The sequence below is a fragment of the Streptomyces sp. MJM8645 genome (genome assembly GCF_001625365.1).
Taxonomy (GTDB): domain Bacteria; phylum Actinomycetota; class Actinomycetes; order Streptomycetales; family Streptomycetaceae; genus Kitasatospora.
This window is the reverse complement of record NZ_LJJF01000001.1, coordinates 1146121-1167913: the sequence shown is the minus strand read 5'-3', so window position 1 is coordinate 1167913 and position 21793 is coordinate 1146121. Positions and strand designations below refer to the sequence as shown.

The window sequence follows — 21793 nt, the reverse complement described above, 5'->3', positions numbered from 1 at the left end:
AGGGGCAAGAGGGGAACGACATGTACCGCACACTCGGCATCGACCTGGGCACCACCAACTCGGTGGTGGCCCACCTGCGCCGGGGCGAGCCGGAGATCATCTTCAACCGGCAGAACCAGGAGGCCACGCCCTCCGTGGTCGGCAGCGGCCGCAAGGGCGAACTGCTGGTCGGCTCCACGGCGCGCAGCCGGGTCGCCATCGACGGCGTCAACGTGATCCGCTCGGTCAAGCGCTTCATGGGCCGCAAGTTCAAGGACCCGCAGGTCCAGGCGGCCCTCAAGGAGGTCGACTACAAGGTCACGGCCGGCACCGACGGCGACGTCAACGTCTGGTTCAACGGCCGCTCCTACACCCCGATCGAGATCTCCGCGATCATCCTGCACCGCCTCAAGGAGGACGCCGAGCAGCGCTTCGGCGAGCCCTTCCACCGGGCCGTCATCACCGTCCCCGCGTACTTCGGCGAACGGCAGGTCGCCGCCACCCAGGAGGCGGGCCGGATGGCCGGCCTGCACGTGCTGCGGATCATCAACGAGCCGACCGCCGCCGCGCTCGCCTACGGGATCACCTCCGAGGCCGGCGACGAGGGCCGGACCGTCCTGGTCTACGACCTCGGCGGCGGCACCTTCGACATCTCCATCCTGCTGCTGGTGCCCGGCTCGGTCTCGGTGCTCGGCATCGAGGGCGACAACCTGCTCGGCGGCGACGACTTCGACCGGGCCATCACCACCGCACTGCTGGAGGACATCCGCGAGGAGTACGGCGCGGACTACCAGCCCGACCTGCGGGACCGCCCCAAGATCGCCTCCACGGCCGAGACCATCAAGATCGAGCTCTCCCACCAGGAGGCCTCCGAGGTGATCCTGCCCGGCCTCGGCGCCGGCCAGCTGGTGCTGGAGACGGAGTTCGAACGGGCCCGCTTCGAGGAGCTGATCGAGGCCCAGATCGAGCGCACCATCGAGCTGACCCACAAGGCCATCATGCAGGCCAACCTCACCGTCGGGGACATCGACGAGGTGGTGCTGGTCGGCGGCTCCACCGCGATCCCGCTGGTGGCCCGGCGGCTCGGCGAGGTCTTCGGGCCGCGCAGGATCCGGCGCGGCGTCAACCCGATGCAGTGCGTGGCGCTCGGCGCGGCCGTGCAGTCCGCGCTGGTCGGCGAAGTGGAGTGCCCCGAGTGCCGGGCCCCCGGCGACCTCTCCGCCTCCAACTGCGCCAACTGCGCCACCACACTGCTCGGCGGGCCCCGGGTCTCCTGCGCCGGCTGCCACCTCCCGGTCGACGCCGAGGCCGCCGCCTGCCCCAAGTGCGGCCAGGAGCTGGGTGGTTCGGCCGCCGGCGCGGCCATCCCGGCGCAGTCCCAGGCGGCCACCGCCGTGCGCAGCGACAACTGTCCGCGCTGCGGCACCCCCGCCGCCCCCGGCGTCACCGCCTGCGAACTGTGCGGCGAGGCGCTCAACTCCGCCGCACCCGGCCAGACCAGGGTCGCCTCGACCGCCGCCGAGGACGTCGGCCTGCGCTGCGTGGCCTGCGGCGTGGTCAACCCGCCGGGCAGCGAGGCCTGCCAGGGCTGCGGCGAGCTGATGCAGGTCACCAACCCGTTCGACATCACCCCGAAGAACCTCGGCATCGAGCTCAACGACGGCCGGCTGGCCGTCATCATCCCCAAGAACACCAGCTACCCGACCAGTTCGCCGGTCAGCCGCGAGTTCGTGGTCTCCGGCAGCGGCCGCCAGCGGCTGGAGATCGCGGTCTACGAGGGCGAGCACGAGATCGCCCAGCAGAACGAGCTGATCGGCCACCTGACCCTGCGGCTGCCCGCCGGGCTCGGCGGCCGCACCCCGGTGGAGGTGTCCTTCGGCCTCGACCGGGACCGCACCATCACCCTGTCGGTGCGGATCCAGGGCGGCGGCGAGAAGACCGTCAAGCTGGAGCGCGTCACCCTCGACCCCGAGCTCAAGGTCCAGGTCGAGGAGCAGCAGCGGCAGATCGAGACCTTCACCGACCGCTGGGGCGGCGAGCTCACCGAGGCCGAGATGCGCGAGGCGCAACGCCTCATGGACAGCCTGGACGACCTGGCCGCCGGCCAGACCCGCGGCCAGTCGGTGGACGAGGCGCTGGAGCGGGCCCAGCGCCAGCTGAAGGCCCAGCGCTGGGTGCGCGGCTCGGAGGCGTACCTCAGCCTGTTCATCCACTACTGCGAGAAGCACCTCGACCCGAGCGACCTCGACCGGCTGCGCTCGGTGGCCGCCGACCTGCGGCTGCGCCGCGAGGCGGCCGACTGGGAGGGCGCCATGCGCGCCGCCCAGCGGGCCGACGAACTGTGCGACTCGCTCGGGCACACCTTCCGGATGCTCACCATGTGCAATGTCTACGTCAACCAGAACATGGTCTCGCCGGCGCTGGCCCAGCGGATCATGGCCGAGCTGCGCGGGCTGGACGAGGCGGTGGAGTCGGCCAACATGGAGGCCGCCAACCAGCACAGCTCGGCGCTGCTGGCGCTGTACGCGCAGGCGCAGCGGGAGCTGGGCAGCGAGCCGCTCGCGGAGTCGCTCGGTCCGGTCCGTCCGGAGGAGGCCGGTCCGCGATGAACTCCGACGTGACTCCGCCCGACGTGACTCCGTCCGAGGTACCACCGTTCGAGGTGTACCCGTCCGACGTGCACCCGATCGGCGGGCAGGTCGCCGAGGTTCCGCCGATCGAGGTGCGCTGCCCGCAGTGCACCGTCCCGGCGGACCCGCAGGGCCTGCGCTGTCCGTCCTGCCGGGAGGATCTCGGCGTGCTGTTCCGGCTGCGTTACGCCGCTCGGATCGACTACAACCGGGCGCTGGACGCACTGGCGGCAGGTGACAGGGCGTTCGCGCTCGGACTGCTGCACCGCGCGGTGGCGGCCGAACCGGGGCTCGAACCGGCCCGGGACCTGCTGGAATGGGTGAGCGCGTCCGGGTCCGTGCGGCCGGTGCCGGGGGAGTGGGAGGGCGACACGCCCTCTGAGTGACCAATTCGGCCGTTCCCGGCCTGCCATCGAGTTCGATCGGTGCGAGTGTGTTCGTCACATGGATGTTCGCTGCCCTCACAAGGAGTGACGCAATGCGTATTCGTACCACCCTCGCCGCCACCGCACTCGCCGCTGTGGCCGTTCTGGCCGGTGCCGGCACCGCTGCCGCGGGCGACGCGACCGCGAACGGTGTCGCGTTCGGTTCCCCCGGTGTGCTCTCCGGCAACCAGATCCAGATCCCGATCAACCTCGAGGCCAACGTCTGCGGCAACTCGATCGGCATCATCAGCATCCTCAACCCGGCCTTCGGTAACACCTGCATCAACGGCTGACCCGACTGCTGGGGCCGTCCGTCGAACCCGACGGACGGCCCCAGCATCGTGTCCGCACCCCCGTTCGGGGGTGGTGGCGCGGGCGCGAGGCGGAGACCATGGGGGCCGACCCGCACGCGCCCACCCAGGAGTCAGAACGTGCCGACCACGCCGACCCCGCGCAGCTACGCCTCCGGCACCTCGGACGTGCCGCTGCTCGGCGACACCATCGGGGAGAACCTCGACCGCGCGGTGCGCGCCTTCCCCGCACGGGAGGCCCTGGTCGACCGGGCCACCGCCCGCCGCTGGACGTACGCCGAACTCGCCGCCGACGTCGACGCGTTGGCCCTCGGCCTGCTCGACCTCGGCATCGCCAAGGGCGACCGGGTCGGCATCTGGGCGCCCAACTGCGCCGAGTGGACGCTCACCCAGTACGCCACCGCCAAGCTCGGCGCGATCCTGGTCACCATCAACCCGGCGTACCGCTCACACGAGTTGGCGTACGTGCTGAACCAGGCCGGGATCCGCCTGCTGGTCGCGGCCGAGCGCTTCAAGACCTCCGACTACGCCGGAATGATCGAGGAAGTACGGCCCGGGTGCCCCGAGTTGGAGCGGAGGGTGCTGATCGGCAGCCCCGACTGGGACGCCCTGCTCGCCGCCGGGCGCCGCGCCGACCCCAACCTTCTCGCGCAGCGGCAGCGGGAGTTGACGCCGGACGACCCGATCAACATCCAGTACACCTCCGGGACCACCGGCTTCCCCAAGGGTGCGACCCTGTCCCACCACAACATCCTCAACAACGGCTACTTCGTCGGAGAACTGCTCAACTACACCGAGCAGGACCGGATCTGCGTCCCGGTGCCGTTCTACCACTGCTTCGGCATGGTGATGGCGAACCTCGCGGCCATCTCCCACGGCGCCTGCACGGTGATCCCCGCGCCCTCCTTCGACCCGGGCGCCACCCTGGCCGCCGTCGCCGCCGAGCGCTGCACCTCGCTGTACGGGGTGCCCACCATGTTCATCGCCGAACTCGCCGACCCCGACTTCGCGCGCCACGACCTCACCAGCCTGCGCACCGGCATCATGGCGGGCTCCCCCTGCCCGGCCGAGGTGATGAAGGACGTCATCGGCCGGATGGGCATGGCCGAGGTCGCCATCTGCTACGGCATGACCGAGACCTCGCCCGTCTCCACCCAGACCCGCGCCGACGACACGGTCGACCGCCGGGTCTCCACCGTCGGCCGGGTCGGCCCGCACCTGGAGGTCAAGGTCATCGACCCGGCCACCGGCCGGACCGTCCCGCGCGGCGAGCCCGGTGAACTCTGCACCCGCGGCTACTCCGTCATGCTCGGCTACTGGGGCGAGCCCGAGCGCACCGCCGAGGCCGTCGACGCCGCCCGCTGGATGCACACCGGCGACCTCGCCGTCATGGACCGGGACGGCTACCTCGCCATCACCGGCCGGATCAAGGACATGGTCATCCGCGGCGGCGAGAACCTCTACCCGCGCGAGATCGAGGAGTTCCTGTACACCCACCCCGACGTCCTCGACGTCCAGGTCGTCGGCGTGCCCGACGCCCGGTACGGCGAGGAGCTGATGGCGTGGATCCGCATGCGCGCGGGCGCCGAGCCGCTCACCGCCGACACCGTCCGCACCTACTGCGCCGGCCGGCTCGCCCACGTCAAGATCCCGCGGTACGTGCACGTGGTCGAGGAGTTCCCGATGACCGTCACCGGCAAGGTCCGCAAGGTCGAGATGCGCGCCGAGGCCGTGCGCCTGCTCGGCCTCTGACCTGACCCACCGCCGCCCGGTCCGAGCCCGCCCGTCCGCACACACCGAACGGCCCCGGGCCGGCGGTTCTTCCGCCGGCCCGGGGCCGTTTATCCTGCGGCTGCTTCTCAAACGGCTACCGGGCGCCCCAGGCCTGGTCGGTGGGGACGACCTCGCGGCCGAGCGGCATGAGGGAGATCGGGATCATCTTGAGGTTCGCCCAGCCGAACGGGATGCCGATGATCGACAGGAACAGCGGGATGCTGGTCACCAGGTGCGCGATCGCCAGCCACCAGCCCGCGAAGATCAGCCAGATGACGTTCCCGACGCAGGACGCCGCCCCGGCACCCGGCTTCTCCACGGTCGTCCGCCCGAACGGCCACAGTATGAAGCCGGCAATTCGGAAGGACGCGACGCCGAACGGGATGGTCACGATCAGCACGCAGCAGATAATTCCGGCGACGGTATAGGCAATAGCCATCCAGATACCGCAGAAGATCAGCCAAATGACATTGAGGACGAACTCGATCACCTTCATGGCCGACACCTTCTCACGGCTGCTGCTCGGGGTTCCACGATTCAGCCATGCCCGCGCCCGGGCGCGTCTACGCCCTTAGGGGGCGATCCTCGGGGTTTGTTCCGGGGTCGGCGCGGGCGGACGTGCAGGGGCCGCACCCTGCGGAGGGTGCGGCCCCGGTGCGGCGGCTCGGATCAGGCCGGTGGCGTGCCGTCGGGCCAGACGCAGGGGGAGCTGACCCGGAGGGTGAGGTCGTGGCTGGCGTCGGAGACCCCGTCCAGGGTGGCGAGGAAGTCGTCCTTGGGGTTCTTCAGCCTGATCCAGTCGTTGTGGAAATTGGGGGGATCCTGAACCGGTTGGAAGCCCTGGCCGGTCAGGAACGTTCGGAAGGCGTTCGCCGCCTCGGCCTTGGGCGCGGACGGGACGTCGCCGAAGTCGTATCCCCGATGGGTCTGCGTCCTGCCGTGCGGGCCGATGTCGTTGGCGTCGCATTCCATGTCGAAGAAATCGCCCGAGCTCGCGGTCGGTTTGACCGGCAGCTTGGCCAGGGTGTCGGCGAGGTAGGTGTCGATCTGCTTCTTGGCCTGGTCGAGCGTGATCGTGGACTTCGACCGCTCGTTCAAGGTCTGCACGCCGCAGGCGTTCAGGGCTAGTACGGCGACCGCCAGCACGGCGGTGGTGGTGACCCGTCTGATCAGCGGGGTGTGCTCGGTGGTGCTCATGAGACCCGCTTTCCGGCGATGATCTGGCCCATGGAGGTCAGGGTGGGCGAATCGTCGTTCCAGTAGTCCGAATGCCCCGCGTTGGGATTGGTGGGCAGGACCTGCGCGCCGAACTGGGGGACGGTGGTCTGTCGGCCGTGGATCAGGTGGTGGTCACCGTCGCCGAGGCCCCACGAGCTGGCGACGTTGTCGACGATGTTGTCCGCCATCCCGCCGGGGTCGGTGGCGGCGGCCCAGCCGATCGCGTCGGCCGGGCTCTGTGCCACGTACACGCGGGACGGGTCGATGTTCAGGTCCTTGGCGTTTTCGACGCCGCAGCCGGGGCTGGCGATGAGGACGACGTTGTCGACGGGAAGGCCCTTGTCACGCATGGCGTAGCCCACGGTCGTGGTGCCGTAGCTGTGGGCGAGGACGGTGTTGTTCGACAGCTTCCCCTCGTGCGTGGCGTGCAGCCCGGTCTCGAAGGCGTGCAGCTTGTCCTCCGCGTTCTTCGCGTACTTGTCGTCCGCGGCCTCGGGGATGATCGTCTGCGGAGCGTTGTAGCCGACCCAGGTGATCGACGAGGTGGTGCTCGGGTCTTGCGCCTTCCGGTTGGCGTCGTTGGCCGACTTGACCATCAGGTCGGAGCGGTTGATGTCGCTGCCGATGCTGCCGAGCCGGGCGCCGGTGCCGGGTACGTAGGTCGACACGTTGTCGGCGGTGTCGGGGTTGTTGGCCGCGATGATCGCGTGGCCCTTGCCGTTGGTGTCGAAGCCCAGCAGGAAGGTGGGCGGGTGTTCGGCGTTGACCGGGGTGTTCAGCCGGTTCTCGATGGCCGTCACGCCCTTCAGCTTGTCTTCGAGGTCGTCGCGCTTCTGTTTCCACGCCGTGTAGTCGGGGTTCTGGACGGGCCCGCCGTTGGTCTCGGCGACGGACAGGTAGTGCTTCGGCTCCGGGCCGAGGCCGTCGAGCTGGTGTTGGAGGTCCTGCTTGCCGCGCTGGAGGTTGATCCGGTTGGCCTGGTCCCGTGCGAGCGCGGGGACGCCGTCGAGGGCGCCGACCTGGTCGGGGTGGTTGAGGATCATCCGGTGCTGCTGCTCGTCGGTCAGCCCGTTCCACCAGCCCTTGACGCTGTTCGGGTCGGTGCCGGCGGCGGGGACCTGTTCGAGCGCGTTCGCGGCGGCCAGGTCGGTCTTCGCCGTGGCGGCGTCGAGTCCGGTGCCGTCGCTCGCGTTGCCGGCCAGGTGGGCGAGCCGGGCGCTGATCGTCTGGTCCGCGTGGTCGGCCTCGGCGAGTGCGGCCGTGATCCGGCTGCTGATCTGCCGGGCCTGCGACTCGGCGTCGGTGCCGGCGAAGGTGGCGGAGCCGGGGTCGTTGTCCCAGGTGATCCCGCCGTCGGCGGCGACGGTCAGCTTGTGGGTCCTGGCGTCGTCGAGGGCGTTGATCAGGTGCGCCTGGGCGGCGGCGAAGCCCTCGGCCGCGTCGTACAGGGCCCTGCTGACGAGGCCGACCTCCTGTTGGGCGGCTTGGAGTTCGTTCTCCAGGAGCTGGATCCGGGCTTGGGCGTGACCGGCGGCGTTCCCGGTCCACTGGGAGTGGTTCAGCCGGTCGACGACCTCGTGCTGCCAGTTCTCGACGTGCTGGCCGAAGGCGGTGGCCAGGGTGTCGAAGGCGGTCTTCGCGGTGGTGAGGTTGATGAGGTCGGCGTCGTGGAGGGTCTTGATGTCCATCGCTTACGCGGCCGCCTTCGCGTCGGCGGGCTTCACGGGGCCCGGGACGAAGGTCGTGTTGAAGGGGTCCGGTTCGTCGGGGACCGGTGCGGCCGGGTTCCGCATGCTCCCGTGGATGTCCTTCTCGACCTGGCGGTAGTAGGCGGCGGACGTGGTGAGTTTGGTGCCGACGTCGCCCATGTCGCCGCCGAGCTTGTCCAGCAGCGTCTTCCAGTTCGTGCCGCAGTTCTGGATGGCGGCGGCGGTGAGCCAGCCCTTCAGGCCTCCGGCGGCCTGGTTGCACGGGTCGGTGATCTTCGCGGTCTCTCCCGGTATGAGTCCGCCGATGTGCTGAGCGCTCTGTCCGCAGCCGTCCAGTTCGGCTGGGTTGACCTTGAACTCCAAGGCCAGATCAGGATCTGCCATGTCTTTCCCCCCGTTGATGAGCCCCGGACCGGCGTGCCGCCCGGGTCCGTGTCGACAAACTGCTGACGGATGCTAACGGATCGATCTTCGGCGGCGGGGAGGGCACGGGCCGGGCGACCTGCCCCGGCGCGGCCGGGGGCTGTGACTCGGGATACCCTGCGGGGGTAACTGGTGGCGGGATCGGTCGGGAGGTGGACGATGGCGGAGCCGCGTCCGGCCGTCCCCCGGGCCCTGCGCCTGCTGCTCCTCGCGGCGCTCCTGCTCGGCATCGTGACGATGCACACGCTCGGCCATCCGACCGCCGGCGGGCACGGGGTGGAGCACGGGGCAGACCACGGGCCGGCGCGGCACGCCGTGAGCGCCGGTCACCCGGCGGGCGCCGAGGAGACGGTGCACACCGCAGCGGCCGACAGCATGGATCCGATGACGGTGTGTCTGGCCGTCCTCGCCGGCTGGACGTTGCTGCTCCTCATCGCCGGCCCCCTGCTGCGGTACAGCGGTGACGCCGCCGCCGAGGTGAGGGCCCGGCTGCTGCGGGCCGTTCGCGCGCTGCCGCCGCCCGGAGGCGGGCGGATCCTCCTCGCCCGGTTGTCGGTGCTGCGTCAGTAGGCGTGCGCCGGCCGCCCCGTGTCCGCGCTCCGGCGCGGGCGGGACGGCCGTCGCGACGTCCTGCTCACCCACACCCACCGCACGAGGTGCACTCCGTCATGCGCACACCCACCCGTCGTACCGTGCTCGGCGCGGCGCTCGCCGCCGCCGGCACCGGTCTGCTCGCCGCCTGTTCCGCCGATCCGATGAAGGGCATGGACCATGGGGGCGCCGCCCCCACCACCCCGGGCGGCTTCGTCGCCCCCGGCGGCCCCGAGGTCGCCGCCGCCGAGGCGCGGCGCGGGCCCGGGCCGGAGCGCAAGGTCGCGCTCACCGCCACCGAGACGACGCTCGACCTGGGCGGCCGCACCGTCCGCAGCTGGGCGTACGGCGACCGCCTGCCCGGCCAGGAGGTGCGCGCCACGGTCGGCGAGACGCTCGCCGTCAGTCTCGCCAACCACCTGCCGCAGCCCACCTCGTTGCACTGGCACGGCCTCGCGCTGCGCAACGACATGGACGGGGTGCCAGGGCTCACCCAGGACGCGGTGCGGGCGGGCGCCGGCTTCGAGTACCGCTTCGCGCTCGCCCACCCGGGGACGTACTGGTTCCACCCGCACTCCGGTGTCCAGCAGGACCGCGGCCTGTACGCGCCGCTGATCGTCGAGGACCCGAGGGAGCCGCTGCGCTACGACAAGGAGTGGGTCGTCGTCCTGGACGACTGGGTGGACGGGGTCGACGGCAGCACCCCGGACGCCGTGCTCGCCGAACTCGCCCGGGGCATGGGCGCGATGGACCACGCGGGGATGGACCACTCGGCGATGGGCGGCCACGACATGGCGGCCATGGGCGGCACTCCAACCGGCACCCCGAGCGCCGCCCCGCCCACCGCCGCCGGCCCGTCCCGGATGCTGATGGGCGCCCGCAGCGCGCTGCTCGGCGGCGACGCGGGCGACGTCGGCTACCCGTTCCACCTGGTCAACGGCCGGCTCGCCACCGCGCCCGAGACCTTCACCGCCAAGCCCGGCGACCGGGTCCGGATCCGGCTGATCAACGCGGGCGGCGACACCGCCTACCGGGTCGCGCTGGGCGGCCACGAGCTGACCGTCACCCACACCGACGGCTTCCCGGTCGAGCCGGCCACCACCCAGGCGCTGCTGCTCGGCATGGGCGAGCGCTACGACGTGCTGGTGACCGTCCAGGACGGCGTGTTCCCGCTGACCGCGCTCGCCGAGGGCAAGAACGCCGCCGCGCTCGCCCTGCTGCGCACCGGCGGCGGCGCCGCGCCGGACGCCTCGGTGCGCCCGGCGGAGCTGGACGGCAGGCTGCTCGGCGCGGCACAGCTCAAGGCCGACCCGAGCGTGCGGCTGCCCGCCAGGGCGCCGGACCGGACGGTGCGGCTGGAGCTCACCGGCGGCATGGCGAAGGCCGACTGGGCGTTCAACGGCCGCCGGTACGACCCGGCGCAGCGCTACCCGGTGGCGGCGGGGGAGCGGGTCCGGCTGGAGTTCCGCAACACCACGAGCATGTGGCACCCCGTCCACCTGCACGGCCACACCTTCGCGCTGCCCGGTGACGGGCCCCGCAAGGACACCGCGATCGTGCTGCCGGGCGCGACGCTCGCCGTCGACTTCGACGCCGACAATCCGGGCCTGTGGATGGTGCACTGCCACAACGTCTACCACGCGGAGACGGGCATGATGACCGTCCTCGGCTACCGGGCCTGACCTTCGCGGCACGCGGCGTCGGGGCGGGGGAGCGGCCCTGTCCCGGCGCCGCGCGGCCGGCCCGTCGGCGCCCGGCCGCGGGCGTGCTGCCACCGGGCGCACCACCCGCCGCGACCTGCGGAGCAATGACGTTTTCTTAACGCGGGGCGATGACGCGTCCTTAACGCCGGTCGCATAGCCTGTCGCACTGCCGTCGCCCGACGGCGCTTTTACGGGGTCTTTAACAAGAGGTGCAAGGTGGTTTCGTCGGGTTCGACGGAGGCGGCGACGGCGGAACCGTCGTCGGCGCGAATACGGTTGCGCGGCTGGCTGCTGGAGGACGTGTCGGCGGACAAGCCGGCCACCGGGGAGGCCGGCCAGGACGGTTCGCAGGGCGGCGCGCAGGCGGGGGACTCCGGTGCGCACAAGGGCCAGCGCTGGTGGCGGGTGATGTGCCTGACCGGCCTGGACTACTTCTCCACGCTCGGCTACCAGCCGGGCATCGCCGCGCTGGCCGCGGGCGTGCTGTCGCCGATCGCGACGATCGTGCTGGTGATCGTCACCCTGCTCGGCGCCCTGCCCGTCTACCGGCGGGTCGCGCAGGAGAGCCCGCGCGGTGAGGGCTCGATCGCGATGCTGGAGCGGCTGTTGTCGTTCTGGAAGGGCAAGCTGTTCGTCCTGGCGCTGCTCGGCTTCGCGGCGACGGACTTCCTCATCACGATCACCCTGTCGGCCGCCGACGCGAGCGCGCACCTGGTGGAGAACCCGCACCTGACCAGCGTCCTCGGCGGCAAGCAGGTGCTGATCACGCTGATCCTGGTCGCGCTGCTCGGCGCGGTGTTCCTGAAGGGCTTCAGCGAGGCGATCGGCCTGGCGGTGGCCCTGGTCGCGGTCTACCTGGTGCTGAACGTGGTCGTGGTGGCCGTCGGCATCTGGAAGATCATCGAGGCGCCGCACGTGGTCACGGACTGGACCAGTGCGCTGACCGCCCAGCACGGCAACCCGGTGATCATGGTGGGCGTGGCGCTGGTGGTCTTCCCGAAGCTGGCGCTCGGCCTGTCCGGCTTCGAGACCGGTGTCGCCGTGATGCCGCACATCGAGGGGGACCCGGACGACACCGAGGAGAAGCCCACCGGCCGGATCCGCGGCACCCGCAAGCTGCTCACCACGGCCGCCGTGATCATGAGCTGCTTCCTGATCACCACCAGCTTCATCACCACCCTGCTGATCCCGGCCGACCAGTTCAAGCCCGGCGGCGACGCGAACGGCCGCGCCCTCGCCTACCTGGCCCACGAGTACCTGGGCGGCACCTTCGGCAGCGTCTACGACCTGTCCACCATCGCCATCCTCTGGTTCGCCGGCGCCTCCGCCATGGCGGGCATGCTCAACCTGCTGCCGCGCTACCTGCCCCGCTACGGCATGGCCCCGCACTGGGCCCGCGCGGTGCGGCCGATGGTGATCGTGCTGACCCTGATCGGCTTCCTGGTCACCTGGCTGTTCGACGCCAATGTGGACGCCCAGGGCGGCGCGTACGCGACCGGTGTGCTGGTGCTGATCAGTTCGGCGGCCATCGCCGTCACCATCGCCGCGTACAAGGCGAAGCAGCGGGGCTGGACCACCGCCTTCGCGATCATCGCGGCGATCTTCCTGTACACCACCGTGCTGAACTGCCTGGAGCGGCCGGACGGTCTGAAGATCGGTGCCTGCTTCATCGCCGGCATCATCCTGGTCTCGCTGCTCTCCCGGCTGCGCCGCGCCTTCGAGCTGCGCGTCACCGACGTGGTGCTGGACGACGTGGCGGAACGTTTCGTCAGGGACTACGCGCACCGCCCGCTGCGGCTGATCGCCAACGAGCCGACCCACCGCGACGTCGCCGAGTACCGCGACAAGATCCGCCAGATCCGCGCCGACAACGACATCCCCGGTGAGGACGACCTGGTCTTCGTCGAGGTGACCGTCCGGGACGCCTCCGACTTCGAGACCGAGCTGACCGTGCGCGGCGAGGTGCTGCACGGCCGCTACCGGGTGCTGACGCTGGAGAGCTCCAGCATCCCGAACGCGATCGCCGCGCTGGCCCTCACCATCCGGGACCGCACCGGGCAGCAGCCGCACCTCTACTTCGAGTGGACCGAGGGCAACCCCTTCGCCCAGTTCCTGCGGTTCTTCCTGTTCGGCCAGGGCGAGGTGGCCCCGGTCACCCGCGAGGTGCTGCGCGAGGCCGAACCCGACCGCAGCCGCCGCCCGCGCGTCCACGTCGGCTGACGCTCCGCCGCACAACGTCGTCGGCCCGCCCGGTCCTGTGCGACCGGGCGGGCCGACTGCTGTGCGGGAGCCGGGTTCAGGACGGCAGGCGCAGCGCGGTGCCCGGCTGGATGAGGTCCGGGTCGTCGCCGATGGCGGCGCGGTTGAGCGCGTAGAGGGCGGGCCAGCCGCCGGGCACGCGCAGGGTCTCGGCGAGGTCGCCCAGGGTGTCGCCCTCGCGGACCGTCCACCCGCCGTCGCCGGCCTCGGCGCCGTCAGCGGCGGGTGCGGGTGCGGGTGCGGGTGTGGGCGCGGGCGCGGGCGGCGGGGGCAGGGCGGCGTCGCGCTCGCGGTCGTGGCCGCGGGTGGCGCGGGCGCCGCAGGCGGGCCAGGGGGCGAGGCCGCGCCGCCCGGCGAGGTGCTGGGCCACCGCGATCTGTTCCTCGCGGCTGGCGAGGTCGGCGCGCGGGGCGTAGGCGAGGCCGCCGTTGTCGCGCCAGGTGGGGGTGTCGAACTGGAGGCCGCCGAAGTAGCCGTTGCCGGTGTTGACGTGCCAGTCGCCGCTGCTCTCGCAGGCCGCCACGCTCTCCCAGTCGTACCTCCCTCCGTCGTACCCCCGGCCGGGGTCGGTGCCCGGGCCGCGGCCCGGGGGAGCGGCCTGGGCCGCGGGAGCGGTGAGGGCCACGGCGAGCGCGCACAGGGCGGCGGGGACGAGGCGGCGAAGACGAACGGTGGGAGGCATCGGCGGCTCTCAACTTCGGGAACAGGGCGCGCACCGCCCGGAGGCGGCGCACACCCACCGACGCACGCCGGGTGGGGTGCGCCGCCGCCGACACGTCCGGCAAGTCACTCGCTCGGCCGCCCCGGACCACCCTGTCGGCCCGCGGCCATCCGGCCCCGCCCGCCGTCCCGGAACCGTAAGGACCGGCGGCGCCGCGCGGACCCTAGAGTGGCCGGGACGCCTCCCCGAGGAAGGGTACGAACGATGACGATCGATCAGGGAACCGGTGCTCCGAGCGCCGAACTGGGCGTGATCGGCGGCTCAGGGCTCTACGCGCTGCTCGACGACGTGACCGAACTGCGCGTCGACACGCCGTACGGGCCGCCCAGCGACGCGCTGTTCCTGGGCGAGGTGGCCGGCCGCCGGGTCGCCTTCCTCCCCCGGCACGGGCGAGGCCACGGCCTGCCGCCGCACCGGATCAACTACCGGGCCAACCTGTGGGCGCTGCACTCCCTGGGCGTGCGCCAGGTGCTCGGACCGTGCGCCGTCGGCGGGCTGTGCCCGGAGTACGGGCCCGGCACGCTGCTGGTGCCCGACCAGTTCGTCGACCGCACCTCCGGCCGGGTGCAGACCTACTACGACGGCCTGCCGCTGCCCGGCGGGGCGGTGCCCGAGGTGGTGCACGTCTCGATGGCCGACCCGTACTGCCCGGACGGGCGGCGCGCCGCCCTGGACGCCGCCCGGGGCGCGGCCTGGGAGCCGGTGGACGGCGGCACCCTGGTGGTGATCGAGGGCCCGCGCTTCTCCACCCGCGCCGAGTCCCGCTGGTTCACCGCGAACGGCTGGTCCGTGGTCGGCATGACCGGCCACCCGGAGGCCGTCCTCGCCCGCGAACTCGGCCTCTGCTACACCTCGTTGGCGCTGGTCACCGACCTCGACGCGGGCGTGGAGAGCGGCGAGGGCGTCACCCACGCCGAGGTGCTGGAGGTCTTCGCCGGAAACGTCGACCGGCTGCGCACGGTGCTGTTCAAGGCGCTGGAGAGCCTGCCCGCCGCCCGGGACTGCGTCTGCTCGCACGCCCTGGACGGGCTCACGACGGGTCTGCCGGGCGTCTGACCCGCGGGCGCCGCCGCCACCACCGGACGAGTGCGAACAGCAGCACCGGCCCGGCGGTGGCGGCCAGCACCAGCAGCCAGTTGCGCAGGTACGGCAGTGGCAACAGGGAGGAGTTGCCGTGGTTCTCGCCGTCCCGCAGCACCGCCGGCAGCCCGATCGCGCTCACCGCCGCCGCGACGATCAGCCAGCCGCGCAGCGCCCAGTCGCGCGCCAGTCGCGCGCCGACCAGGCAGAGCAGCGGCACCCACAGCCCGTCGTGCAGCAGCACCCCGCCCACCGCCCAGACCGCTACGTCGAGCGGGGCGGTGATGTAGGAGTCGGTGAGCAGGCCCGACAGGCCGAAGCCGATCAGGGCAAGCCCGCCGAGCAGCAGCACCGCGCGCAGCCACCGGGGCATCAGATCACCTCCAGGCGCGCGACCCACTTGGTCTGCAGCACCCCCGGCCGGTTGGGCGCGATGATCCGCGCCGGGAAGCCGTGGTCCGCCGTCAGCACCTCGCCGTTGATCCGCAGCGCGAGCAGGGTGAGCGGGTCGACGGCGTACTCGGCGGGCATCCGCATCTCCCGGTACGGGCCGTCCGCCTCCAGCGAGGTGATCAGCAGGCCCGAGCCGGCCGGGGCGCCCGCCCGGACCAGCAGATCGGCCACCCGCACCCCGGTCCAGCGCGCCGAGAAGCTCCACCCCTCCACGCAGGCGATCGGCAACTCGACCTCGTACTGCGGGAGTTGGTGCAGCTCGGCGAGGGAGAGCCGGTACGGCTGCGGGCCGTCCACCCGGAGCCGCCAGTCGGCCGGCACGGTGACCGTCCCGGCCTGCGCGGCGGTCCGGTTGACCGGCAGCCCCTGCGGGCCCGGGTCGGGGCGGCGCGGGGCCAGCAGGACCAGCCCGCGCAGGAAGGGGACGGTCTGCCCGGCCGTGGTGAGCGTGACCGCGCCCACCGCGGCCGTCACGGCGGCGAGGAACGCCCGCCGCTGCGGCAGCCCGGTTGTCGGGCGGCGCCAGTGCCGCGCGATCAGCGGGCCCTTGGCCGCGAGGTGGACGAACAGGCCGCCGGCGGCCAGCCAGGCCAGCCAGAAGTGCGTCTGGCGGAACGGGAACGGCCACGGATACCACTGCAGGGTGTCGAACAGCCCGGTGAACAGCTCCAGCAGCATCGCCGCGACCAGCACGAAGATCCCCAGCCGCTCCAGCGCGTGCGCCACGCCGCGCACCGGCGGCCACGCGAACAGCTGCGGGTAGACCGTCCACAGCTTCGCCCCCAGCAACGGAACGGCCGCCAGGCCGCTGATCACGTGCAGCCCCTGGGTCACCCGGTAGCCGTTCACCGGGCGGCTCAACAGATACGGCGTCAGCCAGCCGGGCGGGTCCTGGAGGGCGTGGCTGACCAGCCCGGTCAGAAAGCACACCAGCAGCGCGGCGCCCAGCCAGCGGCCGAGCACCACGGCGGTGCGCGGCTCGTGCAGCGCCGAGCGGAATCGCGGAAGGAGGTTCGGAGTCACCCGTCCATGGAACCGCCGGGCCCCGGTTTCGCGGCGGCACGACGTGCTTACGGAATCCGAACGGCGCCACGCCGCTGCGGCCGCGCGCCGCCGCCCGGTGGCAGGGTGGGCGCGTGCCCACCCGCCCCCTGCGCATCCGCCTCAGGCCCGCCCGCGTGCCGCCCACCCGCCCCCGGCCCGCCCGCGTGCTGCCCTGTCTGCTCGCGCTGGCCGCCCTGACCGCCGCGCTCGCCCTCACCGTCACCGGCGGCGGCACGCTCGGCCACCGCGCGCCGCTGTACGCCTGGTACGCCGTCGACGCCGCCCTGTACGCGCTCGCCCTGCTGGCGCTACGCCGGGTGGGCGGCCGTCAGGTCGTGCCCCTGGTCCTGGCCGGGAGCGTCGCCGTCGCCGCCGTCGGCCTGCTCGCCCCGCCGCGCACCAGCGACGACGCCTACCGCTACGTCTGGGACGGCCGTGTCCAGGCCGCCGGCACCTCCCCGTACGCGCACACGCCGGACGACCCGGCGCTCGCCCGGCTGCGCACCCCCGACCTGTGGCCGGTCGGCGGCGCCTGCGACGGCTGGGACGAGCGGCGCACCGCCGCCGGCGACTGCACCCGCATCAACCGGCCCGCCGTGCACACCATCTACCCGCCGGTCGCGGAGGCCTGGTTCCTCGCCCTGCACCCCTTCGGGGGAGGGGTGCGCGGGATGCAGGCCGCCGGCGCCCTGCTCGCGGTGGCGACCACGGGGGCGCTGCTCGTGATCGGGCGGGGCAGCTGGCGGGCCGCGCTGTGGGGGTGGTGCCCCGGCGTGACGGTGTGGTCGGTCAACGACGCGCACGTGGACACCCTCGGGGCGCTGCTGCTGGTCGTGGGCCTCGGGTACGCAGCCCGGCGGAAGACGACGTGGGCCGGCGCGCTGCTCGGCGCGGCCGTGGCGGTCAAGCTGATCCCCGCACTGGCCCTGCCGGGCGCGCTGGCCCGCCGACGCCCGCGCGAGAACGCCCTGCTGCTGGGCGCCTCGCTCGGCGCGTTCGCCCTGGCCTACCTGCCCTACCTCGCTGCCTCCGGCACCGGCGTGCTCGGCTACCTGCCCGGCTACCTGAAGGAGGAGGGGTACGAGCAGGGGCACCTCGACCGCTTCGGCCTGCTCGCCCTCCTCCTGCCGGACGCCCTGCTGCCGTGGGCCGCCGGGGCGGTCCTGGCCGCCGTCGCCCTGTGGGTGCTCCGGCGCGGCGACCCCGCCCGCCCCTGGGACGGCGCCCTGTTCGTCACCGGTACGGCCCTGCTCCTCGCCGCGCCCGCCTACCCCTGGTACGGCCTGCTGGTGGTGGCCCTGGTGGGCCTCACCGGCCGCGGGGAGTGGCTCGCCGTCCCCGCCGCCGGGCAGTACCTCTATCTGACGGGCGGGGTCGAGGCCCAACAGGCCGCCTACGGCGCCGCGTTGGCGTGCGTCGCGGTCGGCGTCCTGGTGCGCGGGAGAGCGGCCGCCGTCCTCAGCGGGGCTCCAGCCCCTGCAGCATCTCCGGCAGGTCCCGGCTGTGCAGCACCCCGAGGGACTTCGTCGCGCGGGTGAGGGCGACGTAGAGGTCGTTCACGCCGTGGGCGTGCGCCGCGAGGATCTCGGTGGGCTCCACGACCAGGACGGCGTCGAACTCAAGTCCCTTGGACTGGGCGGCCGTCAGCAGGACGGCCGGCGAATCCAGCGACGCCGGGCCTTCGTTGACGCAGACGCCTGCCAACTCGGCGATCCCGTCGAGCAGTTCGGTCGGGGCGTCAGGCGCGTGGATGACCGCCAGCCGGCCGCCGTCCAGCGCTGCGAGCTCCCGTTCGACGGCGCCGCGCAGCGCCGCCGCCCGGCCGTCCGCGGGGATCCGCAGACTCCACGGGCGGGTTCCGCCGCTGCGCACCGCGGTGGGGGCGGCGAGCGAGGGGTCGAGCGCCCGCAGGACGCCCTCGGTGACCTGCATGATCTCGGCCGGGGTGCGGTAGTTGATGGTGAGTTCCACCGTGCGCCAGCGCCCCGCCGTGTATGTGTCGAGGGCCTGGCCCCAGGAGCTCAGCCCGGCGGGCGCGCCGGTCTGCGCCAGGTCGCCGACGATCGTCATGGAACGGCCGGGGCAGCGGCGGGCCAGCATCCGCCAGGCCATCGGGGACAGCTCCTGGGCCTCGTCCACGATCACGTGCCCGTAGCCCCAGGTCCGGTCCTCGGCCGCGCGCTCGGCCAGCGGCCGGAGCGACTCCTCGCCGCGGTACTGGCGGGCCAGCATCTTCGCGTCCATCTCGACCAGACCCACGCCGAAGTCGTCGAGGACGATCTTCGCGAACTCCAACTCCGCCGCCTCGGCGGCGGCCTCGGCCCGGCGGGCGACGGCGGCGCCCGGAAGCGGGCCGAGCAGTTCGGCGGCCTCGTCGAGCAGCGGCACGTCGTCGGCGGTCCAGGTGGTCCGGGTGGTCGCGGCGGTCACGGCCTCCTCGACCTCCTCGGCGGTCACGGCGGCCTCGGCGGCGGACTCCCGCTCCGGGACCGGCAGTTCGCGCAGCAGTGCGGCGCGTTCGGCCTCGGTGAAGTCCGGCATCGCGCTCGCCAGCAGCTCCGGGGAGCCGAACAGGCTCGTGAGCACCTGCTCCGGGTTCAGCAGCGGCCACAGCTTCTGGGCCACGGCCTGGAACTCGGGCTCGTCGACGAGCGCGTCGGCGAGGTCCGCCACGGCGTCCAGGTCCATCTTCCCGCCCTGGTCCCGGGCGATCCGCAGGGCCAGCTCCGAGGAGAGCCGCTCCACCAGGTCGGCCCGGGCCGCGTTGTGCGGCCTGCCGCTCCGGTGCGCGGCGGCATGGGCCCGCTCGCAGAGCGCCCGGCTGATCCGGAGCTCCTGGTGGTAGGGCGAGGTCTTGCCCACGGTGATGGTCCACGACTCCTCCGGCAGCTGCCGCAGGCCCTCCAGCGCGGCGGCGAGGACCTGGGCCATCCGGGCGTCGCCCTTGACGGCGGCCGCCTCGGGCGTCTCGGCGCCGGTCCCCGTCACCCCCGGGTAGAGCGTGCCGATGCTGCTCAGCACGACCTCGCTCTCGCCGAGCGCGGGAAGCACCTGGTCGATGTAGCGCAGGAACGTCGTGTTCGGCCCGATGACCAGCACGCCGTGCTTGGCCAGCCGGTCGCGGTGGGTGTAGAGCAGGTACGCGGCGCGGTGCAGGGCGACGACGGTCTTGCCGGTGCCCGGGCCGCCCTGCACGACCAGGACGCCGCCGAGCGCGTCGCGGATGACGCGGTCCTGCTCGGCCTGGATGGTGGAGACGATGTCGCCCATCCGCCCCGTCCGGGCCGCCGTCAGCGAGGCGAGCAGGGCGCCCTCCCCGCTGAGCTCGGCGTCGCTGCGGCCCGCGTGGGCGCCCACGCCGAAGGCGTCGTCGTCGAAGTCGACGACGGTCCGGCCCTTGGTCCGCAGGTGCCGTCGCGCCACCACGCCGCCCGGTGCGGCGGGCGTCGCCCGGTAGAACGGCTCCGCGGCCGCCGCCCGCCAGTCGGTGAGCAGCGGCTCGTGGTCGTCGTCCGACAGGGCGATCCGGCCGATGTACTGCCGCTCGCCGTCGGCGTCGTCGATCCGGCCGAAGCACAGCCCGTACTCGGCGGCGTGCAGCGCCGCCAGCCGGCGGGTGTGGTGGATCTCCATGGTGTCGCGCTCCAGGAGGGCCTGGATCGTCCCGCCCTTCTCCTGGAGGTGGACCTGGCGCAGCCGGGCGGCTGCGAGTGCGCGCTGCGCTTCGAGGCGCTCGTACAGCCTGCCGACGTACGCGTTCTCCGCCCGCAGTTCGCCGGACCGCCAGTCGTCGGCGGGCGAATTCGGTTCGGACGAGGAGGACGAGGAGAACGAAGAGGACTCGGATGAGGAGGATGGGGAGGACGAGATGGGGGACAAACCTGGCTCCAGGTGCTTTGAGCTTTTCGATTCCTCGGGCGGTCGGCCGGGAAATCGGGGGTGGCGGCGGGTGGAATTATCCGGCACGCCTCAGCGGCCGGCCGCGTCGAGCAGCAGTTGTGCGGCCAGCGCCGCGCCGTCGGTGCGGATCATGGTGGCCACGGCGGTCGCCCACACCCGGGTCTCGGGGGCGAGGGCCGTCCTGAGCGCGGCCGACAGGGATTCGGTGGTCGGGGTCGGCCCGTCGAGTGCCACGCCGATGCCCAGCTCGGCCACCCGGCTGGCCCAGTACGGCTGGTCCGCGGTCTGCGGGACCACGACCTGGGGCGCGCCGGCCCGGGTGGCCGTCGTCGTGGTGCCCGCCCCGCCGTGGTGCACGACGGCGGCCACCCGGCCGAACAGCGCCTGCTGGTTGACCTCGCCGACGACGAAGCAGTCGCCCCGGTCATCGATCGGGGCCAGGCCGTGTCCAGGGCCGGCCCAGCCGCGGGCCACGACCACGCGGCGGCCCTGCGCGCGGACCGCCTCGACGGCCACCTGGGCGGCGTCCTGGGAGGCGAGCATCGGCATGCTGCCGAAGCCCACGTACACCGGCGGTGCGCCGGCGGCCAGGAAGGCCTCCAACCCGGCCGGCAGCGGGCGTCGGTCCGGCAGGATCCACGCGCCGGTCTGCACGACGTCCAGGTCCGCCGGTTCCTGCCACGGGTCCAGGACCGGGTCGGTCGCCAGCCACGGCCGGTCGCCGATGACGTAGTCGCGGACGTCGTCCACCGGCGGCAGGCCGATCGACGCCCGGTTGGTGTTGAGCGCCGCGCCGAACAGCGCGTTGATGCTCTCGGCGTCCAGGCCCCACAGCACCCGGTTGTCGGTCACCTCCGGCGGGAACGGCCGGCCCGGGTACGCCAGCGGCGGGCGGCCCGGCGAGGGCAGGGTCAGCTGCTGGAAGGTCACCGACACGGAGCGGATGCCCAGCTTCTCGGCCACCGACAGCGCGCCCGCCGCAGCCGGCAGCATGCCGGTGGCCACCAGCACGTCGCAGCCCTCGGCCGCCGCCGTGACCGCCTCCAACTGCCCGGCGATCACCGCGGCCGCACGCTCCGGCAGGGACGACGGCGACGCCGGCGCCGCCGTCAGCGCCCGCGCCGACGGGCCGACCGGCACCAGCGGCACGTCGATGTGGGCCAACCGCTGCGCGAAGTCCTCGTCCGGCGGCGCACACACCCGCACCTGCGAGCCGGACTCCCGCAGCCGCGCCGCGAGCCCCACCAGCGGTTCGACATCCCCGCGGGACCCGTACGTCGACAACAGCACACGCATTTTCGCGACCCCAAATTTCCGCGGATTCCGGTTCAGGTCGACGATTGTGCGGCACGACCGGGGCCTTGCCGCAAGGCCCCCCGTACGCTATAAGTTAGAAGTGGCCGGGAGTGGTTTTTCCTCCTGTGCCTTTTTTCTCGTCCGCTGCGGGCGGACTTCTTTTCTGCTGGTGAAACGGTGTGTGCGGCGCGTGTTGCCTGTGCTGCGTGTGCGGAGTGTTCGGCCCGGAATGGCGACGTGACGACCTGACGACGCGGTGACCTGACGACGCGGACGGG

General features: G+C 72.9%; 18 protein-coding genes. 9 read left to right on the top strand and 9 right to left on the bottom strand.

All coding sequences use genetic code 11. From position 1 onward, the window contains the following. The first annotated feature begins 20 nt into the window (after nucleotides 1-20). From A6F73_RS04655 to A6F73_RS04640, 4 genes are all read left to right on the top strand, one after another. Nucleotides 21-2588 (top strand): Hsp70 family protein, encoded by a 2568-nt coding sequence (locus A6F73_RS04655; RefSeq protein WP_063346588.1) that lies wholly within the window; start codon nucleotides 21-23, stop codon nucleotides 2586-2588. Further along, nucleotides 2585-2995: a hypothetical protein gene (locus A6F73_RS04650; protein ID WP_063346587.1), complete on the top strand. Its 411-nt coding sequence runs from the start codon at nucleotides 2585-2587 to the stop codon at nucleotides 2993-2995. The genes A6F73_RS04655 and A6F73_RS04650 overlap by 4 nt, the downstream gene beginning before the upstream one ends. Before the next feature lie 92 nt (nucleotides 2996-3087). Further along, nucleotides 3088-3327, top strand: coding sequence for a chaplin (locus tag A6F73_RS04645; RefSeq protein ID WP_063346586.1), 240 nt, complete (start codon nucleotides 3088-3090; stop codon nucleotides 3325-3327). A 138-nt stretch (nucleotides 3328-3465) separates the two neighbouring features. Beyond that, nucleotides 3466-5097, top strand: a complete 1632-nt coding sequence (locus tag A6F73_RS04640) for an AMP-binding protein (protein WP_063346585.1) — start codon at nucleotides 3466-3468, stop codon at nucleotides 5095-5097. A 115-nt stretch (nucleotides 5098-5212) separates the two neighbouring features. Here A6F73_RS04640 and A6F73_RS04635 read toward each other — a convergent pair whose 3' ends face one another. The 4 genes from A6F73_RS04635 to A6F73_RS04620 all read right to left on the bottom strand — a co-directional run bounded on the left by A6F73_RS04635 (nucleotide 5213) and on the right by A6F73_RS04620 (nucleotide 8429). After that, nucleotides 5213-5614, bottom strand: a complete 402-nt coding sequence (locus A6F73_RS04635; RefSeq protein WP_063346584.1) for a YccF domain-containing protein — start codon at nucleotides 5612-5614, stop codon at nucleotides 5213-5215. Between the two features lie 173 nt (nucleotides 5615-5787). Next, complete coding sequence (locus tag A6F73_RS04630; RefSeq protein WP_063346583.1) at nucleotides 5788-6315, bottom strand: hypothetical protein; 528 nt, start codon at nucleotides 6313-6315, stop codon at nucleotides 5788-5790. Next, on the bottom strand, nucleotides 6312-8024 hold the full coding sequence (locus A6F73_RS04625) for an alpha/beta hydrolase (protein WP_063346582.1): 1713 nt from the start codon (nucleotides 8022-8024) through the stop codon (nucleotides 6312-6314). The genes A6F73_RS04630 and A6F73_RS04625 overlap by 4 nt, the downstream gene beginning before the upstream one ends. 3 nt (nucleotides 8025-8027) lie before the next feature. Then, nucleotides 8028-8429 (bottom strand): hypothetical protein, encoded by a 402-nt coding sequence (locus A6F73_RS04620; protein ID WP_159398354.1) that lies wholly within the window; start codon nucleotides 8427-8429, stop codon nucleotides 8028-8030. A gap of 198 nt (nucleotides 8430-8627) precedes the next feature. Here A6F73_RS04620 and A6F73_RS04615 point away from each other — a divergent pair, with 198 nt between their 5' ends. The 3 genes from A6F73_RS04615 to A6F73_RS04605 all read left to right on the top strand — a co-directional run bounded on the left by A6F73_RS04615 (nucleotide 8628) and on the right by A6F73_RS04605 (nucleotide 12982). Beyond that, a complete protein-coding gene (locus A6F73_RS04615; RefSeq protein ID WP_063346580.1) occupies nucleotides 8628-9038 on the top strand; it encodes a DUF6153 family protein in 411 nt (136 codons plus the stop codon). A 98-nt stretch (nucleotides 9039-9136) separates the two neighbouring features. Beyond that, nucleotides 9137-10741, top strand: coding sequence for a multicopper oxidase family protein (locus A6F73_RS04610; RefSeq protein ID WP_063346579.1), 1605 nt, complete (start codon nucleotides 9137-9139; stop codon nucleotides 10739-10741). A 237-nt stretch (nucleotides 10742-10978) separates the two neighbouring features. After that, complete coding sequence (locus A6F73_RS04605) at nucleotides 10979-12982, top strand: APC family permease (RefSeq protein WP_063346578.1); 2004 nt, start codon at nucleotides 10979-10981, stop codon at nucleotides 12980-12982. A gap of 76 nt (nucleotides 12983-13058) precedes the next feature. Here A6F73_RS04605 and A6F73_RS43885 read toward each other — a convergent pair whose 3' ends face one another. Next, nucleotides 13059-13703 (bottom strand): transglycosylase family protein, encoded by a 645-nt coding sequence (locus tag A6F73_RS43885; RefSeq protein ID WP_063346577.1) that lies wholly within the window; start codon nucleotides 13701-13703, stop codon nucleotides 13059-13061. Nucleotides 13704-13946: 243 nt separating this feature from the next. On the opposite strand from A6F73_RS43885, the gene A6F73_RS04595 reads away from it, so the two are divergent. After that, entirely contained in the window at nucleotides 13947-14798 is an 852-nt protein-coding gene (locus A6F73_RS04595; RefSeq protein ID WP_063346576.1) for an S-methyl-5'-thioadenosine phosphorylase, read from the top strand. On the opposite strand, the gene A6F73_RS04590 is transcribed toward A6F73_RS04595, so the two are convergent. Together A6F73_RS04590 and A6F73_RS04585 are read right to left on the bottom strand one after the other, a co-directional pair. Then, nucleotides 14773-15195 carry a hypothetical protein gene (locus A6F73_RS04590; protein WP_063346575.1) on the bottom strand — a complete coding sequence of 141 codons (423 nt, stop codon included), beginning with the start codon at nucleotides 15193-15195 and terminating at the stop codon, nucleotides 14773-14775. The genes A6F73_RS04595 and A6F73_RS04590 overlap by 26 nt on opposite strands. Next, nucleotides 15195-16298, bottom strand: a complete 1104-nt coding sequence (locus A6F73_RS04585; protein WP_063346574.1) for a molybdopterin-dependent oxidoreductase — start codon at nucleotides 16296-16298, stop codon at nucleotides 15195-15197. The genes A6F73_RS04590 and A6F73_RS04585 overlap by 1 nt, the downstream gene beginning before the upstream one ends. A 113-nt stretch (nucleotides 16299-16411) precedes the next feature. Between A6F73_RS04585 and A6F73_RS04580 the strand changes: the two genes are divergently transcribed. Next, a complete protein-coding gene (locus tag A6F73_RS04580; RefSeq protein ID WP_279634877.1) occupies nucleotides 16412-17857 on the top strand; it encodes a glycosyltransferase 87 family protein in 1446 nt (481 codons plus the stop codon). On the opposite strand, the gene A6F73_RS04575 is transcribed toward A6F73_RS04580, so the two are convergent. Next, a complete protein-coding gene (locus A6F73_RS04575; RefSeq protein ID WP_347878512.1) occupies nucleotides 17778-20198 on the bottom strand; it encodes an ATP-binding domain-containing protein in 2421 nt (806 codons plus the stop codon). The genes A6F73_RS04580 and A6F73_RS04575 overlap by 80 nt on opposite strands. Before the next feature lie 90 nt (nucleotides 20199-20288). Continuing rightward, nucleotides 20289-21515 (bottom strand): glycosyltransferase, encoded by a 1227-nt coding sequence (locus A6F73_RS04570; protein WP_079135432.1) that lies wholly within the window; start codon nucleotides 21513-21515, stop codon nucleotides 20289-20291. Between the last annotated feature and the right edge of the window lie 278 nt (nucleotides 21516-21793).